The organism is Aphanothece hegewaldii CCALA 016 (assembly GCF_003007785.1).
Taxonomy (GTDB): domain Bacteria; phylum Cyanobacteriota; class Cyanobacteriia; order Cyanobacteriales; family Microcystaceae; genus Chroococcus; species Chroococcus hegewaldii.
The window spans coordinates 1-14,993 of the sequence record NZ_PXOH01000053.1 but is presented as its reverse complement, the minus strand read 5'-3'; the positions used below and the strand labels follow the sequence as shown (position 1 = coordinate 14,993).

The 14,993-nt window shown below is 39.2% G+C and carries 20 protein-coding genes and 1 tRNA gene; 2 read left to right on the top strand and 19 right to left on the bottom strand.

Annotation, left to right across the window (positions count from 1 at the left end; all coding sequences use genetic code 11):
- From C7H19_RS25420 to C7H19_RS23630, 17 genes are all read right to left on the bottom strand, one after another.
- The coding region (locus tag C7H19_RS25420; RefSeq protein ID WP_146136581.1) for a hypothetical protein at nt 1-193 on the bottom strand (193 nt) is incomplete at its 3' end.
- Nucleotides 156-452 (bottom strand): hypothetical protein, encoded by a 297-nt coding sequence (locus C7H19_RS23705; RefSeq protein WP_106459382.1) that lies wholly within the window; start codon nt 450-452, stop codon nt 156-158. The genes C7H19_RS23705 and C7H19_RS25420, both read right to left, overlap by 38 nt.
- Nucleotides 449-1,213: a glycoside hydrolase family 24 protein gene (locus C7H19_RS23700; protein ID WP_106459381.1), complete on the bottom strand. Its 765-nt coding sequence runs from the start codon at nt 1,211-1,213 to the stop codon at nt 449-451. The genes C7H19_RS23705 and C7H19_RS23700 overlap by 4 nt, the downstream gene beginning before the upstream one ends.
- A 2-nt stretch (nt 1,214-1,215) precedes the next feature.
- A complete protein-coding gene (locus tag C7H19_RS23695) occupies nt 1,216-1,677 on the bottom strand; it encodes a hypothetical protein (RefSeq protein WP_106459380.1) in 462 nt (153 codons plus the stop codon).
- Nucleotides 1,655-1,864: a hypothetical protein gene (locus C7H19_RS23690; RefSeq protein ID WP_106459379.1), complete on the bottom strand. Its 210-nt coding sequence runs from the start codon at nt 1,862-1,864 to the stop codon at nt 1,655-1,657. Before C7H19_RS23690 ends, C7H19_RS23695 begins: the two co-directional genes overlap by 23 nt.
- A complete protein-coding gene (locus C7H19_RS23685; protein WP_106459378.1) occupies nt 1,857-2,246 on the bottom strand; it encodes a hypothetical protein in 390 nt (129 codons plus the stop codon). Before C7H19_RS23685 ends, C7H19_RS23690 begins: the two co-directional genes overlap by 8 nt.
- A complete protein-coding gene (locus C7H19_RS23680; protein ID WP_106459377.1) occupies nt 2,243-2,626 on the bottom strand; it encodes a hypothetical protein in 384 nt (127 codons plus the stop codon). The genes C7H19_RS23685 and C7H19_RS23680 overlap by 4 nt, the downstream gene beginning before the upstream one ends.
- A gap of 2 nt (nt 2,627-2,628) precedes the next feature.
- Nucleotides 2,629-3,423, bottom strand: a complete 795-nt coding sequence (locus C7H19_RS23675) for a hypothetical protein (protein ID WP_106459376.1) — start codon at nt 3,421-3,423, stop codon at nt 2,629-2,631.
- A 29-nt stretch (nt 3,424-3,452) separates the two neighbouring features.
- Nucleotides 3,453-4,208, bottom strand: a complete 756-nt coding sequence (locus C7H19_RS23670; RefSeq protein WP_106459375.1) for a hypothetical protein — start codon at nt 4,206-4,208, stop codon at nt 3,453-3,455.
- Between the two features lie 105 nt (nt 4,209-4,313).
- Nucleotides 4,314-4,583, bottom strand: coding sequence for a hypothetical protein (locus C7H19_RS23665; protein ID WP_106459374.1), 270 nt, complete (start codon nt 4,581-4,583; stop codon nt 4,314-4,316).
- Nucleotides 4,580-6,580: a collagen-like protein gene (locus C7H19_RS23660; RefSeq protein WP_219907735.1), complete on the bottom strand. Its 2,001-nt coding sequence runs from the start codon at nt 6,578-6,580 to the stop codon at nt 4,580-4,582. The genes C7H19_RS23665 and C7H19_RS23660 overlap by 4 nt, the downstream gene beginning before the upstream one ends.
- Before the next feature lie 232 nt (nt 6,581-6,812).
- Nucleotides 6,813-7,790, bottom strand: a complete 978-nt coding sequence (locus C7H19_RS23655; RefSeq protein WP_106459372.1) for a hypothetical protein — start codon at nt 7,788-7,790, stop codon at nt 6,813-6,815.
- Nucleotides 7,790-8,158, bottom strand: a complete 369-nt coding sequence (locus tag C7H19_RS23650) for a hypothetical protein (RefSeq protein WP_106459371.1) — start codon at nt 8,156-8,158, stop codon at nt 7,790-7,792. Before C7H19_RS23650 ends, C7H19_RS23655 begins: the two co-directional genes overlap by 1 nt.
- 33 nt (nt 8,159-8,191) lie before the next feature.
- Nucleotides 8,192-8,578 carry a hypothetical protein gene (locus C7H19_RS23645; RefSeq protein ID WP_106459370.1) on the bottom strand — a complete coding sequence of 129 codons (387 nt, stop codon included), beginning with the start codon at nt 8,576-8,578 and terminating at the stop codon, nt 8,192-8,194.
- Nucleotides 8,578-9,213, bottom strand: a complete 636-nt coding sequence (locus C7H19_RS23640; RefSeq protein ID WP_106459369.1) for a hypothetical protein — start codon at nt 9,211-9,213, stop codon at nt 8,578-8,580. Before C7H19_RS23640 ends, C7H19_RS23645 begins: the two co-directional genes overlap by 1 nt.
- Nucleotides 9,214-9,409: 196 nt before the next feature.
- Nucleotides 9,410-9,483: transfer RNA gene (locus C7H19_RS23635), tRNA-Asp, on the bottom strand.
- Nucleotides 9,484-9,827: 344 nt separating this feature from the next.
- On the bottom strand, nt 9,828-11,123 hold the full coding sequence (locus tag C7H19_RS23630) for an RNA-guided endonuclease InsQ/TnpB family protein (RefSeq protein ID WP_245927750.1): 1,296 nt from the start codon (nt 11,121-11,123) through the stop codon (nt 9,828-9,830).
- A gap of 29 nt (nt 11,124-11,152) precedes the next feature.
- Here C7H19_RS23630 and tnpA point away from each other — a divergent pair, with 29 nt between their 5' ends.
- Nucleotides 11,153-11,575, top strand: coding sequence for an IS200/IS605 family transposase (gene tnpA, locus C7H19_RS23625; RefSeq protein WP_106459368.1), 423 nt, complete (start codon nt 11,153-11,155; stop codon nt 11,573-11,575).
- A 273-nt stretch (nt 11,576-11,848) separates the two neighbouring features.
- The gene (locus C7H19_RS23620) at nt 11,849-13,012 is read left to right on the top strand and encodes a nucleotidyltransferase family protein (protein ID WP_106459367.1); all 1,164 of its coding nucleotides are present in this window, start codon (nt 11,849-11,851) and stop codon (nt 13,010-13,012) included.
- A gap of 67 nt (nt 13,013-13,079) precedes the next feature.
- On the opposite strand, the gene C7H19_RS23615 is transcribed toward C7H19_RS23620, so the two are convergent.
- Both C7H19_RS23615 and C7H19_RS23610 read right to left on the bottom strand, forming a co-directional pair.
- On the bottom strand, nt 13,080-14,633 hold the full coding sequence (locus C7H19_RS23615) for a VCBS domain-containing protein (protein WP_245927752.1): 1,554 nt from the start codon (nt 14,631-14,633) through the stop codon (nt 13,080-13,082).
- A gap of 14 nt (nt 14,634-14,647) precedes the next feature.
- Complete coding sequence (locus C7H19_RS23610) at nt 14,648-14,902, bottom strand: FG-GAP-like repeat-containing protein (protein ID WP_219907734.1); 255 nt, start codon at nt 14,900-14,902, stop codon at nt 14,648-14,650.
- Between the last annotated feature and the right edge of the window lie 91 nt (nt 14,903-14,993).

Genomic DNA, 14,993 nt, shown 5'->3' with positions numbered 1-14,993 from the left:
TTCCTTGATACATCGCGCCAAAGCGTCGTAATCCAACTGGACGGGCTTGATAGTGCAGTAGAACAAAATGCCCAGTCAAGCCAAAGAAAACGATTAAAGGATTGAAATCAATAATCAATTGACTATTAGGAACATCTGGCCAGTGCAAGGTAAACTTATTGACGATCGCTGTCTTCTTGACGATTGGCTTCATCCGACAATCTCCTGAATGGATCGGGTAAAAATCTTCTAATTACGGCGCGAATTCCTCTAACCTCTTGCTTGAGTTCGGACAAATCATCATTTAAGCGATCAATTTTTTCATCCAGTTCCAAATCAGAGGCGTAACAATTTTGTTTAATCTGCTCTAACACCGCGTAAGTTTGAATCACAATGCGAACCAACTGATAAATTGCCGCCGCTAAAATACTAAGGATGCTAAGAGCCGCTAACCAGTTTTGTAAGTTAGTCATACGCCTCCGTATTGCTTTTGTGCTATGGCATAAAATTGCCGATAAATTTCACCACACTTTTTATAGGGAATAACAGGCTGTGGATAACGTCCCCGATTTGTAATTGGATCTGGGATAGAAGCCCATTCCCATGAACATTTCTGGCAGAAAGTATAAAGATCACCACGATCTACATCCTGTAAAGCCTTACGCTTTTTATCGATCAACCATAGTGCGGCTTGAGTTTGAGAACGTGGGGAAAAATCAGGAAGTTTCAGTGCTGCTCGTACGGCCTCCCAAGTAAAGTCAAGAAACTGATAAGCTCCCGCCGCCGTGGATGCGATACCACCCGATCTGATCACAACGTCTGGATGTTTGCTGTAATCGGTAAACGTCCGACCAGTAAACAGAATGTTAAAGCCAGAATCCTTGCCATCGATCGTCCGATCCGTCCCCTCCGTATAGCGAATCAAATCAAGGATCGCCTCGCGTCTAGGGGTAAGTTCATACATTAATGAGTTAGTTTTATCTGCCCGCTCTTTTGTGGTTACTAATTTAAAAGCTGTTGAGTGACCCAAAATAAACGGATGTTCTAGATAGCTATCCTTCTTGAAATTGTTAAAAGCATTGATGGTTTTAGCTCCTACAATACCGTCAATCTCTTTTTCTTCCTTTAAATAACCCGTTCTAACCAAATGATGTTGTAAATCTTTAATTAAATCAACATCGTGTATTGTTCGGATATCTTGACTATATCCAGATGGAATCGTTACAACTTTCATAATTAAAACAGAAGCGATTTTAATAAAATGTCTGTAAGGTCTTCAAATTGGCTGTTAGTGATCAAGTCTTTTAACTCTTGAATCTTGTTATCCAAAGTTGAGAGCAAACTTTCTTGAGTAACATTACTGGTAATCACATAAGCCCTGAGTTGAACCGTCTCAGTACTGGCAAACGAGCAGTAAACTTCATGGCCAGATTCTGTAATTTCTCTGGGGATGGGAAAAAGTAAATTAGTGTCAAGATTTAAACTTAAATCTCGCTCAATCAACGTCATCGGTAGAATCTTTTCCGCTATTTTTCCGATGATGGGGATTTTGAGGATAATTGACATTCCAATTTGAACTCCTTCCCCTTGTTGCAGTCCTGGCACGTCGAACAATAAAAATTGACCGTTAGTGAAAGATTGGCTGTCTGAAACTTGGTTGGGCTGAAGGGTTCCATCAAAAATGACGCTCGTTTCCATCGCCTTTGATCTCCTTTTGTTGTCCGCCTTGAAGGTAGCCATAATATCCGCCTGATGCGGCACTGGCTAGAATTAGAAAATTTTGAGAATCTCCTTTCCCAGTCATCACACATAAAACAGCCCCAATTAAAGCAAACAGAATGATAGTTATAGTTACCTTTGCTGGATCAAGCGGCTTTCTACGCATAAGTTTCTAATCCCTTTTCTTGAGATTCCCCAAAGTAGTTAACCGTTTGGAGGTTATTTCCGTAATTAATGACTTGTTTGATGTGGTAATTATGGTTAGAGTCAGTGGCTTTGTAAGGGATGTATACGGTTCGCTCCACTGCTTTTCCATCAAGTTGAAAACAGGCCAAAACGCGGCGAGGATTGAAATTTCGAGCAGGAACAGAAAAAGGATTATCTGAAGTAAATCGATCCATATAGGCAGAAGTGACGGGCGTTGGTATTTCATGGGCTTCAATTAAGCGGATGCGGATGAGTTGTTGTGTCCCTAAAAGATCGCGGTCATACAACAAAGCAGTATCTTTGTATTTAAGATAACTAGCCTTTGGTTTGATGCTGCTCATTGATTTAGAAATAGTGAGAGATAGCCAAAGTTCATTGTTTCACCAGATAACCCTAGAGTCGTCTGTTTGCCATAAAACGCTAATTCGATGAAAAAACTATTAAAATCAAGTGACGACGGCTTAAAAGGCAATTCTACGGCTAGGTATTCGTTGTCGTTCAACCAAAGTTGAGCAAACCGAAGTTTAAGAACATCTAAGCGACAACCTACGCCACCAAGTTCGGTGTTTTGTTTGAAAACATTTGGTAAGTATTCGTTATCGAATTCGTAGGCTGTATCGCTTTTGGTTCGGGTGCTGATGTTGTAGGTATAGGTGGTAAGAATCGTATTGGGAAACGATTTACCGCAGTCACTAACATAAACACCCTTGTAGAGAGCCATTATTATTCTTCGTCTACCTTGGCAACAAGGTTGTGAACGTTTACTACCGATTCACCCATGTAGCCTAAGCAGAAAGCGCATCCGTCAATACTTGCGATTACCGCTTTGATGTTGACTGCGGATTGGGCGGCGACGATAGCCTGTCGGGTAACACGCCGTTTGGCCTCTGTCTCGCCACTTTTTTTGGCTAAAGCTTGAATAACGTAATGTCGTCCTTTGAGACCTAGACTAGCACCAGAACAAATCCCCGCGCCTGTCTCGACGGTTCCAAGTCCCGCTTTTTGGCAATCGTGTAAATCAGATGGAGCAATTTCAATGGCTGTACTTAGTTGAACATTTCCACTTAGTACGTCTGAATTGTAAGTAAAACGATAGGAAGTTTTTTTACCAGACGAGGGGATGTTATCATAAGCGGTTGTTTTAAACTCTGCGTTTCCATAGACTTTAGCGGTTAAAAGATTCCATTTTTCTCCAACAAGGGAAACGCAAACGGCAGCCTTTGGAGAATTGTTAACTGCTTTTAAACCAATCAACCTACCGACTAGATCTGGAATATCGCTACGTTTTGCTACGGGCAACATATTTGTCGAGCCATCAGCAAAAACAGCTACAAGATGACGCATTGCAAAAGGTAAATTACCGCTACAAATAACCCCACCAGCACGAGCGGTATAACCCATAGTAGTTATAACTTTTGCGTCTACCGTATCACCAAACTTGATCGGAACGTTTTCGTAAGTATTTCCGAAATCATCGGTGTAAACTGAAACCTGTAAAGAGGCGTTAACTAAAGCCATAAACTTGTCTCTTTCTCATTGTGTGTAAATTAAGTGGTGACAACGCGTACATCTACGGTGTCGTCAGGAGCAATCACGCTTTGAAAGGTAAAGGATAGATTGCGGTTAAAAGAAAAATAGTTTTTAGTTGAATCTAATCCCGTCGTGGGGTTAACCTGCGCTATTGCATTAGCTGGTAAGTTTTCACCAGCAGAAGATCCAGTATTTTTGAGAACTAACGCGCTTGCTGTTTGTTTATCTCGTACTGGGATGACAGAAGCTAAATAGAACAGAAAAGCCTCAAACCATTGACGATTATCGTGACCGCTTGCCAGATTCAACGACGCATGAGGAATGCAGCCCATAGGTTGTAGATCAATCGTTGGGATTAGCAAACCAGCACTACTAACATTACTGTTAGCGTTAACCTTGCTGATACTGGGGAAAATTGAGGCCAGATCTAAACCGCCCAAGCCAGCGTTAATTCCAGTTGTAGGAATGGGTATCAGCGACCCCATTTTTGAAGTCGCTTCAACCACAAAGGAAAACGTAAACGAGCAAGACACATTGATCACACTAAAAGCGGGAGATGTTTGCCCTAAGCTGCCTCTAGAAATGCCTAACACTCCAGAGTAATCAGCCCCACCCAATGCCTTGAAGACCGCTCTAAGTAAGCGAAACATCCCAATACTGTCATCTGTTATGTCGCTTGGTTTTAGCCCGTAAGGAGCCAAGTCGGACTGAGAAATCAAGACCCCATCAGCAACAGCTTTAGCCCCACTTGTCGTGATGATCTGTAATGTCATCGTTCGTTTCCCCACTGATTCAACCTCTATTCAATCTGGCTCAGAATCAGGGTTTTATCGTCAGGAACTAAAAGTGTACCCTTAGGGTAAACTAGGACACCTGTATTAAACTCCTAAATCTTCGTTAATTGCATCGGTACAAACCTCAGAAACATAGATTCGATTTCTGTTGCGAGTTACGGCAATCCATTTTTTACGAGCAAAACGATTAACTTGGCTCCTGCTGACTGAGCGTTGTTCCATATACTTAGTCAACAGGATAAAAACACCAAAGTTATATCTAGGATCGATTGAAAGCGGTCTGTGAGCAAAAATCGAGTAAGATTTGCTTTTATAGGGTTTGCCTGGATTCCCTAAAGCTGGTTTGTGTTTCATTTGATGAGAGCGGGGTTTTTGTATTTAATCAAGACGCTACATTCGTCAGAATCTTCTAATTTGTCAATAATAGAAACTGAGTGTAAAATCATCTTCTTATTCATATTTGATGGCTTATAAGTTTGGTTTTTTACATCAGAATATTTCGGGTTATTGGTTTGACGAGGCGTTTTTTTCGTCAGTGTTTTTATTGAATTGAAATAACGTTCAGCCTCTTCTTTATCTTTAAAAAAGCCAGTTGTTAAAGGAGTGCGTCCATTTTCGTCACTCCAATAAATAGAATACTGTTCCCCCTCTATTTTATGAATAGTCTTAAAGTAAGTATTCCAAATACCGAAAGCTTGCTCTACCGTTACATTTTCCCATAAAGCGTTAATTGGATCTGGAAGTTGAGTAACTGCTTTGTATCTGGCTAATTTGGGATTTTCTTCTAATACCCAAGTGAAAACAATATACTTACCTTTGGCACTTCTAATGACATCGGGGTCAGGTAAAAGTACTGTGTCTTCACTATCGATATTTATCTTACAAAGGTCAGTATGTAATTTCTCTATTTGAGTTGACAAAAGGTTCAAAGCATGAGGCAGTGATATTGCAGTTATGGCGTTTTTTTGCTCATAAATATAAGGAAATTCAGTTTTAGTATTTTCGTTTTGATTTTTAACACAAGCTCCATCGTAAATAGGACGACCATCAAAATCAAATTGCTCATCACAGTTATCACCAGTACCGCCAAGAGGTAACTTTTTGTTCACTTCATCACAACAAGTGTTGATAAGGTTAGTCGTTGTGTTAATGGCTTGAACATCAATTGTTATTTGATTATCAATGTTAATCAATTGGTCAAATCTGGTATTAACATTAAAGTTGATATCACCAATTTTAGTAACAATGTCAGGGAGTTCAATCGTTGTAATCTCATTGATTTTGAGATCAACATTGCTTAGTTGATTGATTACTGTATCTGTAATCGTAATGATGTTAGCTAGTTGATTGATTAAAGCTACATAGTTGGTGGTGATACTGGTATCAATATTTCCGAGTTTAAATGTAATACCTTCCAAATCAACATCTAAGTTATTAACGGTATTCTGAATGTTATTGGTTGTGTTATTAATGACATTAAATTCTTCATCAATCTTATTGATAATGTCATCGTTATCACATTTAATTTTCTTGATAGCATCCAAAATTTGTACGGTATAGCTAGTCATTTGATTATCAAGAAATTGCAGAAAATTTTTAATGTCATCACAGCAATCTTTCATATCACCTAAACACTCTTCTAAGTTAACAATGGATACGCTTTTAACGGTTTTATCATTTCCAAATAGTCCAGGCTTTACTAAAAGACTTTTTGCAACTAATTCACAATTTTGTATTGCTAGTTCTACTTCGGTATATGGCGTTTGATTTAACAAGTCATTTAGAAAATCTTCTAAGAGATTATCAATGAGAGTTTGAATCAATTTTTTTAAAGTAAGGCTACCTAATAAAAGTTCAATGATTAACTGCAATATATCTGATGTAAATGTAGCTGCTTCGCCTTTCTCTCCTTTTGGACCGGTTGGACCGGTTGGACCGGTTGGACCAGGCGCACCATCAGATCCAGCAAGTCCGTTTTCCCCAGATTCGCCTTTTTCCCCTTGTTTACCAGGCGCACCCGCCGGACCGGGTAAACCTTGATCGCCCTGTTCCCCTTTCTCACCCATTAAACCAGGTTCCCCCTGTTCCCCTTGATCACCTTTGTCGCCTTTTTCCCCCTGTTCCCCTTGATCACCTTTGTCGCCTTTGTCTCCTTTTTCTCCTTGATCACCTTTGTCGCCTTTGTCTCCTTTTTCTCCTTGATCACCTTTGTCGCCTTTGTCTCCTTTTTCTCCTTGATCACCTTTGTCGCCTTTGTCGCCTTTGTCGCCTTTTTCTCCTTCTAAATTTTTTATTGAAAATGAATCAGTATCACTGGCTGAAGCCCCATCAATGATGACGGTTGTAGACATCCCAATTGTTGTTCCACCACCTGTTAAAACGACATCTAATTGTACGTTTGGGCTGTAATCATGAGCCGTTGGAATTGATTGATTAATATGATTATTGAGCTTGGCTTCTAACTCGGAAATTCGTTGCTCTAATTCTTGACATTTGGCGGCCGTGCAGAAACTTTCACACCCTGTCATTTTTTTGGAAAATAAATACTTAGGTTACTCGCTAATTATTCCCAAATTTAAAAGTTTACAAACAGTTTGCATCTTGAACCGAAAAACTTTTAACGACATTTCCTGATGAATCATAACAGCAAATCGTATCGCCGCATTCAATGCGACAAGTATTCGGCGGACATTCTTTGCAGTCACAGCATATGTATTGAATCAAGGGATATTTATCACAATCTTCTGGAGAACAAAGGGATATTACAATAACTCCTGGAGCGTTAGTAGGTAATCCTGGTATTGAAGTGTAAGCTTTGACAAATGAACATTTTTTTCCAGGCACAAAATCAAAACTTGATTCAATTTCATAGTAAATGGATAGACTGGTAATGTATGTTCCTAAAAACTCTCTACTATTAGAGTCAATATCACAACTTTCTGGTATTTCTTGTACTTGGGGGCATTCTTCCTCACCTTGTTCGTATAAAACTACATTGTTTTTATCGTAAATCTTGAATAAACATCTAACCGTTGGGTTGTCTTCGTCTAATCTTTTAATGGATTCATAATGTGCCCCTAAAACATGATTGTTTCCGTATCTCCAATCTGTGTTATCACCATAACTATTAGTTACACAGGCATTCACTAAAGCATTATTATTCGTCGGATCACTATAGTTTTGAGAGCTACCAATAGATTTAAGTTCTCCGTTTATATCCTCATGCCAAATTCCACTAGGGGCGCATTTCCAAAAATTGCCGCCATATGAATAAGGCACATTAATAAAAGGTAAATCTGGTCTAGGTTTTCCTTGAATGACCACTCTACTAAAACTTTGATAGGTTACGTTTAATCCTGCGCTATATGTTGTTGAGACCCATTTAATTTCGTATATACCAGGCAACATTTGTTCTTCTTCATCTAATGTGCAATGATCGCCTTCTATTTCGTGCCAGTCAAGTTCCCAAGAATATTTCCATCTAATTTTCTTGTTTTTCTTGACTGGTACAAACCCGTAAAAATCAATTTTTCTAGGTGAATCAGAAGGGCAAATAGGCATTAGAATTCGTCGCCATCTGGACTATTATTACTGTTGTCTGTTGTATAGATTTGAGCGGAGTAGTTAAACAATTTTTTTCTCACATTTTTACGAGTTGTACCGTTATATCCAGAACCTTTACTTACTACAATCATATGGTCTTCGGAATTGTTCGACTGTTGATTAAGGTGATAGGCTGCTAATTGCTGAAGGATAGCGGTAATCCAAGGTTCAAGGTTTGAGGCATTTGGTGTCCCCCAACCAATCGCGGTTTTAATGTCATCGAAATACAAAACCAGCGCGGGGTTATTCGCTGTTGGGGCTACAGGTAATGTACCATTAGTGACGATTGTACAATTTGTTCCTAATGCGGTTAAAGGAATGGTCATTTTAGTTTCTCAATACTTCTTTATTAGTATTCCCTAAAAATATTCAGAAATACACATAAAAGTAATTCTTCTTCCTGATGTTGGAGCGGTTTTTAAATCCGCTACTAAATTAGTAGTTGAGGATAAAGGTAAGTAAGTATTTCCATTGCTGTCAAGTAATCCTAGGTTTCTGTTCTCTAAAAGGGAAATGGTTGTGTTAGCTGGAATCAATAAGCCAAAAAATAAATCTCGATTGGCTGCATTGACTGTCATGAGAAGGTTAAAAGTATGCTGAATTGTGTCGTTATTGGTTGCTAAAATTTTAATAACGTGTGAGTCATCGGGTTGACCTGTAACGATTTGTCTAACTGAAATAGCAGTAAATTGTGTTGTTTCTGTTAAGTATCCTTTTGTATGAAAAAGGTTAATTTGTTTGGGCATTATACAACCTCTACTAAGATTTTGTTGAATAGATGTCCCGCGTCTTGAGTAGAAATTGAAAAGTATATATTGTCGTTGTTGCTAATCGACATATTTTGAGAGTTGGCGACGACGGGGGTGGCAGCTCTAGGATAGGTCGAATTAATGGAAAGAGTGTTCAATAAGTTAAGTGGGTTTGATTCATCGACAAAGATAGATAATTCGGCTGTAAAACGATTGTTGATGCTGTTATTGTTGGCTCCAAAGTTATAAATTAAGCTGTTATCGGATTTGTTCCACATCAAAAAACCATCGCTTTGATGCGTCCAATAGTGTTTTAGGGTCAAGGATTGAAATAATGGTGACGATGTGGTAAATAGGCTAAATTTTAAGGGTTTAAGAGATTTCTTGATTGAGTAGGTTAGTTGAAGACGGTAATTTTTCCTTGTCCCTAAAAGTAATAAATACTCATTTTGTTGTCCATCTTGACCCGATCTAGCTAAACGATCGCGGTCATGGTTCCAACGACCAACGGTTAAAACGTTATTAGGAAGATTGGATAAGACACAATCATCTAAAAAAATTTCCTTGGAATACGGATTAAAAGGCTTTTTCAGTGAAGGTAGCCTTAGACCTGTTTTTAGTCCAGGACGCATTTAAGATCTTTTGTTAGTACTACTAACAGAGTACCCAAAACAAGAATTGATCATTGTTGCTGTGACCACTTCTCGTTATGTATTACAAATACGTTTTCAATTGTGTTACATAACCCGATTACTAGAGCAGTACTAGAAAATTTTTCTTTGAGATTGCCTAAAACCTTGTCTGACAAGGCGTTTGTTATAAGTCTTACGGGATTGACGGGGCTCGAACCCGCAACTTCCGCCGTGACAGGGCGGTGCTCTAACCAATTGAACTACAATCCCAATTTTTTCGACAATTCCTATATTACCTTCAAAAGAATAAATTTGTCAAGCCTAAAAATTAAAAAATTTGACAGGTTCTAAGTACCCAGATATATTTAAGCGTAGGATGGGCTTATCTCCTAAAACTTTTAGCTTGTACCACGATAAAGCTATGTTCAACAATATACCTCTCATTGAAAAATTTTATAACAGACTGCTTGCCAAATTTGCCCTACAGTTGTATTGGGGAAGAAAAACAACAAAAAGTAGATCTTCTTGTTCCTGAATCATTTAAAAGTTAAAAAATTTTAAATTTATGCCTCTATTAAGGACTATAATTGTAGAGCATTTTATGATTAATTTGGTCACCCCACTTGCTGATCATACTCATCAACCCGAAAAACCTTCTCGATGCGTGACATACTCCCCACTAAATACCGCAAGCGGTATAGAGGGGGCTTCTCAGTTTCCCTTGACTGAGCATTAGGCTTTGAACCTATCACGGGATGTCCCTCCGCGATTGCTCTTTTCTTGATTAGAATCGCACTGTTATGGTCACGCGACAACTCTAATCCACAAGAGCAGGAATGCCATCTATCAGCTAAAGTTTTAGCTACTTTAGCATTGCAATTAGAACAATGTTGACTGGTTCCTCTTGGATCTACTTCTATTACTAAACCTCCAGCGTTTGCAGCTTTGAGTTTTAGTATTGATATGAAGCTTGCCCATCCTGCGTCGTTTACTGATTTAGCTAATCTAGATTTAGCCAAACCCTTTATATTCAAATTTTCGCAACCAATGAATTTAGCTTTTCTTACGAGTTTATTAGCTACTGAATGATGAAAATGTTTTCTTTTGTCACCTACTTTTTTGTGATGTTTAGCAACTTTTTGTACGGCGTTGGCCCTACGTTTACTTCCTCTTTTCTTAGAAGATAACTTCTTCTGTAGCTTGGCTAATTTCTTCTCAGCTTTTCTATAATGTTGAGGAATCGGCTCACTATTCCCAGAGTCGTCTACTAAAAAATCAATCAATCCCAAATCGATACCGATTGTATTTTCTTCATTTGGGGATTCATCTGGGGTAAAAACAGGAACCGACTTATCCTCTAGCACTAAAGCGATATACCACCCGTCAGCTTTAAGGCTGATAGTAGCTGTTTTACACGCAAAACCTGTAGGAATTTGTCGGTGATAGATAAATTTTACTTCTCCTATTTTGGGAAGTTTAATCTTATTACCGTCAATACAGTCAGCCTTTATTTGAGTAAAAGTAAAAGAACGATACCGTCCTCTCCCTTTGAATCGAGGTTTGCCAAATCTTTTCCCTGTAGCATCTGGATTAACAAATCTAGAAAATGCTAAATCAACACGCTTTACACAATTTTGTAGAACTTGAGAATGGATATTTTTGTACTCAGGGAAAAGGGCTTTTGTCTCTAGTAATTGATTTTGCTGACTGTAATAATTAGGACGGTCAGCTAAAGGCGTGACACTACAAGTTAGAGGACAAGCATTAACATCACAACGATTATGTTCCCACCAATCAAATCTTTGCCCAAGACAATAATTGTAATGTCGTCTAAGCAACTCTAGCCAAGCTTGCATCTTGGCAACTTGGACTTTGTTTGGGCGTAGCTTGTATTGATAGGTTATAATCATGAACATACTCTAGCACAAGTTAGCACTAAATGGATAAAAAAGGTTATAAGTCATCTTCTAGGTCAGTATCAGACCTCAAAGCACATTTAGTGTTAGTGACTAAATATCGAAGGAAGGTCATCAATCAAGCAGTGTTAGAAGATTTAGTAACTATTGCTAAAAATTTAGGGGAAAAGTGGGGCGTAGAGATTATTGAAATCAACGGAGAAGCCGACCATCTACACATCTTGTTTGGTTATTATCCTCAAATGCAGCTTTCTAAGTTTGTCAATAACCTAAAAACTGTCACAAGTAGACTTATTAACAAAAATCATGCAGAATATCTCAAAACTTTTTACTGGAAAGACTCGGTTTTGTGGACAAGCTCTTATTTTATTGCTAGTTGTGGTGGAGTGACAGTAGAGAAGCTAAAACAGTATGTCGAATCACAAAACTCACCATCAGAAACATAGTTTTTACCCGTGATTCATCCCGTCGCCAAATCGGAGATTATGGCGCGGGACTTCTCACGGCGGACAAGTTAAACCAAACGCAGGTTATCTATAAAAAGAATTAATTTTAATTTTCAGTTCACCGAATCTATAGGCGATCGACACTTCGGACAGACAATAGGTAACAATAATTGGAATTCAGACCGACTTAGATAAATTTATTCTAGCCGTAATGGTAAACTAGGCATTACTATGTATAAATCTCTGGCACTAGCTTATAGGAAGTAGGTATTCATGAAAGCCATGATTCTGGCAGCCGGCAAAGGAACGCGAGTACGTCCCATCACTCATACAATTCCTAAACCGTTAATCCCAATCTTGCAAAAGCCAGTAATGGAGTTTTTATTAGAACTCTTGCGTCAGCACGGCTTTGATCAGATCATGGTGAATGTGAGTCATCTAGCCGCAGAAATCGAAAATTATTTTCGAGATGGTCAACGTTTTGGGGTACAGATTGGCTATTCTTTTGAAGGACGGATCGAAGATGGTGTATTAATTGGAGATGCCCTCGGATCAGCCGGAGGATTACGGAATATACAAGATTTTAATCCTTTTTTTGATGATACTTTCGTAGTTTTGTGTGGTGATGCCCTAATTGATTTGGATTTAACCGCAGCCGTACAATGGCATAGAGCAAAAGGCTCGATCGCTACAATTATTACAAAAAGTGTTCCTAAAGAAGACGTTTCAAGTTATGGTGTCGTCGTCAGTGACGATGAAGGTAAAATCTTAAGTTTTCAAGAAAAACCATCTGTAGACGAAGCTCTTAGCACTTGTATTAACACAGGTATTTATATCTTTGAACCAGAAGTCTTTAATTTTATTCCACCCAAAGAAAAATATGATATCGGAAGCGATCTCTTTCCGAAACTTGTTGCTAAAGGTGCGCCTTTTTATGCTTTAAATATGGAATTTGAATGGGTTGATATTGGCAAAGTTCCCGACTACTGGCACGCTATTCGCGGGGTTTTGCAACGGGAAGTGAAAAATGTACAAATTCCAGGAATTGAAGTTAAACCAGGCATTCATACAGGATTAAATGTAGCTGTTAATTGGGATCAAGTCGAGATTCAAGGCCCTGTTTATATTGGTGCAATGACAAAAATTGAAGATGGCGCGAAAATTATTGGCCCTAGTATGATTGGCCCTAACTGTCGCATCTGTAGCGGGACAATTGTTGATAATAGTATTATTTTTGAGTATTCCCGTTTAGGTCCTGGAGTTCGCTTAGTTGATAAATTAGTCTTTGGTCGCTATTGTGTGGATAAAGAAGGACATACGATTAATTTACAAGAAGCGGCTCTAGATTGGTTAATTACCGATGTTAGAGAAAGATCACCTTTTGATGATCGCCAAGAAGTGAAAGCGATCGCTGATCTCCTCAAACAAGATCCCTGAAATCATGTAGGGTATGGCGTGCCACATCAGTTAATAAGAGGGTTTGGAGACCAAACCCCTACGGAGCCTAAATAATTACATTTGTACCAATGACGAAATTAGTTGCTGTAGTATTGTACAAAGTTGCCATTCTGACGAAACTATTAGCCCCACCATCAGCGTCAATCTGTAATAAGGTACTATTTCCTGACTGGAACAAGCGTAAATATCCGTCAGCTACGGGATTACTGCCACTATAACCGATATTGTCGAATAATTCCGTTAGAATTAGTTGAGCTTGGGTATGATCAAACTGATAAATTTTATCGCCCGTTATTGCTGTACCGCGATCGCTCATTTCTTGATAGACAAATTGGTTAACCTGTGAACCGCCATAAAGAGTATCACTTCCACCACCGCCTACCAGTATATTATTACCTAACTGCCCAAAGAGAAAATCATCGCCATCACCGCCATAGGAAGTATCTTGACCATTGCCGCCATAAATGGTATCATTTCCACCATTGCCGAAGAGTAAGTCATCCCCATCACCAGCTTGAATGAAATCATCACCGTCACCGCCATAAATGGTATCATTTCCAAGACCGCCCTCGATGCGATCATTTCCGCTATTACCATAGACAAGATCTTTACCGGCTAGGGCTTTGATGATATCATCACTATTACTGCCACTCAGGGTATCTCGGCTGGAAGTTCCCAAGAGTTCTCTTGATACAGTTATCTGAACTGTACCGAGATCATTTCCACCATTGCCGTCGTCTACGGTGTAGTCTAAGCTAAAATTGCCCACACTTGTTGGGTTGTATGTAATAAAGTCATCGGTTTTATCCAGAGGTGTTCCGTTATCGTTGAGGGTTGCTGTACCACCAGTGATGTTAGAGATACTGGTAATGCTTAAGACATCTCCATCAGCATCAGTGTCATTGCTTAGTAAAGTAGATACTGAAATGTTTGTTGGAAAGTTAACAACCGCCGTTGCTGTATTATCGAGCGCAACAGGTGATAAATTATCATCAAGACCGTTAATGGTAATGGTGATGTCTTGAGTAGTTCCATCGACACTTGATACGGTAAAGGTTTCGGTTTTCGTTTCACCTGTATTAAGATATTGTACTGCACTATTGACAACGGTGTAAGTATATGCTCCTGCGCTGGTGATGCTGAGGCTGCCTAAGTTACCTGATGAACTCGTTACATTTGTACTAAATTGGTCTTCTTCACTATCAGGATCAGTAACCGTAAGTGTACCCGTTGCTGTTAAATTAGGATCACTATCATCTTCTGTTACAGATGCAGATGATGTTCCTGTAATGGTTGGGACATCGTTTACGCCATTAATGGTAACGGTGATATCTTGGGTAGTTCCATCGACACTTGATACGGTAAAGGTTTCGGTTTTGGTAATTCCTGCACCCAAATATTGTACGGCACTATTGACAACGGTGTAAGTATATGCACCGTCACTGGTGATGCTGAGGCTGCCTAAGTTACCTGCTCCTGTTACATTTGTACTAAATTGGTCTTCTCCACTATCAGGATCACTAATGGTTAGGTTTCCGGTTGCTGTTAAATTAGGATCACTATCATCTTCTGTTACAGATTTGGATGATGTTCCTGTAATTGTAGCAACATCGTTTACGCCATTAATGGTAACGGTACGGCATCAAGATCCCCGTCACCGTCAAGATCAGCAAAGGTGGGCGTACTAAAAAAACCCACATATATGTCATTAAAGGGGTTAGATGTCCCTGTTTGCTCCGTGTAGACGGGAGCTAGGGCTGTCCCTGTATTCTTATAGTATAAGAGCGTGCCGTCAAGTGCTCCAACAACGGCATCAAGATCCCCGTCCGAGTCAATGTCAGCAAAGGTGGGCGTGCTATAAGACCCCACATCGATGGTATTAACCCTCTTTTGTTAGATAAGGAAGTAAAATAGAAAAAACAACTGATGGAGAGAAGGAGTTAGAAATGGTAACTCTAAT

Excerpts from the sequence above, each read along its gene's own strand:
- C7H19_RS23705 (WP_106459382.1), bottom strand. The coding sequence starts at position 452 with ATGACTAACTTACAAAACTGGTTAGCGGCTCTTAGCATCCTTAGTATT.
- C7H19_RS23700 (WP_106459381.1), bottom strand. The coding sequence starts at position 1,213 with ATGAAAGTTGTAACGATTCCATCTGGATATAGTCAAGATATCCGAACA.
- C7H19_RS23695 (WP_106459380.1), bottom strand. The coding sequence starts at position 1,677 with ATGGAAACGAGCGTCATTTTTGATGGAACCCTTCAGCCCAACCAAGTT.
- C7H19_RS23690 (WP_106459379.1), bottom strand. The coding sequence starts at position 1,864 with ATGCGTAGAAAGCCGCTTGATCCAGCAAAGGTAACTATAACTATCATT.
- C7H19_RS23685 (WP_106459378.1), bottom strand. The coding sequence starts at position 2,246 with ATGAGCAGCATCAAACCAAAGGCTAGTTATCTTAAATACAAAGATACT.
- C7H19_RS23680 (WP_106459377.1), bottom strand. The coding sequence starts at position 2,626 with ATGGCTCTCTACAAGGGTGTTTATGTTAGTGACTGCGGTAAATCGTTT.
- C7H19_RS23675 (WP_106459376.1), bottom strand. The coding sequence starts at position 3,423 with ATGGCTTTAGTTAACGCCTCTTTACAGGTTTCAGTTTACACCGATGAT.
- C7H19_RS23670 (WP_106459375.1), bottom strand. The coding sequence starts at position 4,208 with ATGACATTACAGATCATCACGACAAGTGGGGCTAAAGCTGTTGCTGAT.
- C7H19_RS23665 (WP_106459374.1), bottom strand. The coding sequence starts at position 4,583 with ATGAAACACAAACCAGCTTTAGGGAATCCAGGCAAACCCTATAAAAGC.
- C7H19_RS23660 (WP_219907735.1), bottom strand. The coding sequence starts at position 6,580 with ATGTCTACAACCGTCATCATTGATGGGGCTTCAGCCAGTGATACTGAT.
- C7H19_RS23655 (WP_106459372.1), bottom strand. The coding sequence starts at position 7,790 with ATGCCTATTTGCCCTTCTGATTCACCTAGAAAAATTGATTTTTACGGG.
- C7H19_RS23650 (WP_106459371.1), bottom strand. The coding sequence starts at position 8,158 with ATGACCATTCCTTTAACCGCATTAGGAACAAATTGTACAATCGTCACT.
- C7H19_RS23645 (WP_106459370.1), bottom strand. The coding sequence starts at position 8,578 with ATGCCCAAACAAATTAACCTTTTTCATACAAAAGGATACTTAACAGAA.
- C7H19_RS23640 (WP_106459369.1), bottom strand. The coding sequence starts at position 9,213 with ATGCGTCCTGGACTAAAAACAGGTCTAAGGCTACCTTCACTGAAAAAG.
- C7H19_RS23630 (WP_245927750.1), bottom strand. The coding sequence starts at position 11,123 with ATGATTATAACCTATCAATACAAGCTACGCCCAAACAAAGTCCAAGTT.
- tnpA (WP_106459368.1), top strand. The coding sequence starts at position 11,153 with ATGGATAAAAAAGGTTATAAGTCATCTTCTAGGTCAGTATCAGACCTC.
- C7H19_RS23620 (WP_106459367.1), top strand. The coding sequence starts at position 11,849 with ATGAAAGCCATGATTCTGGCAGCCGGCAAAGGAACGCGAGTACGTCCC.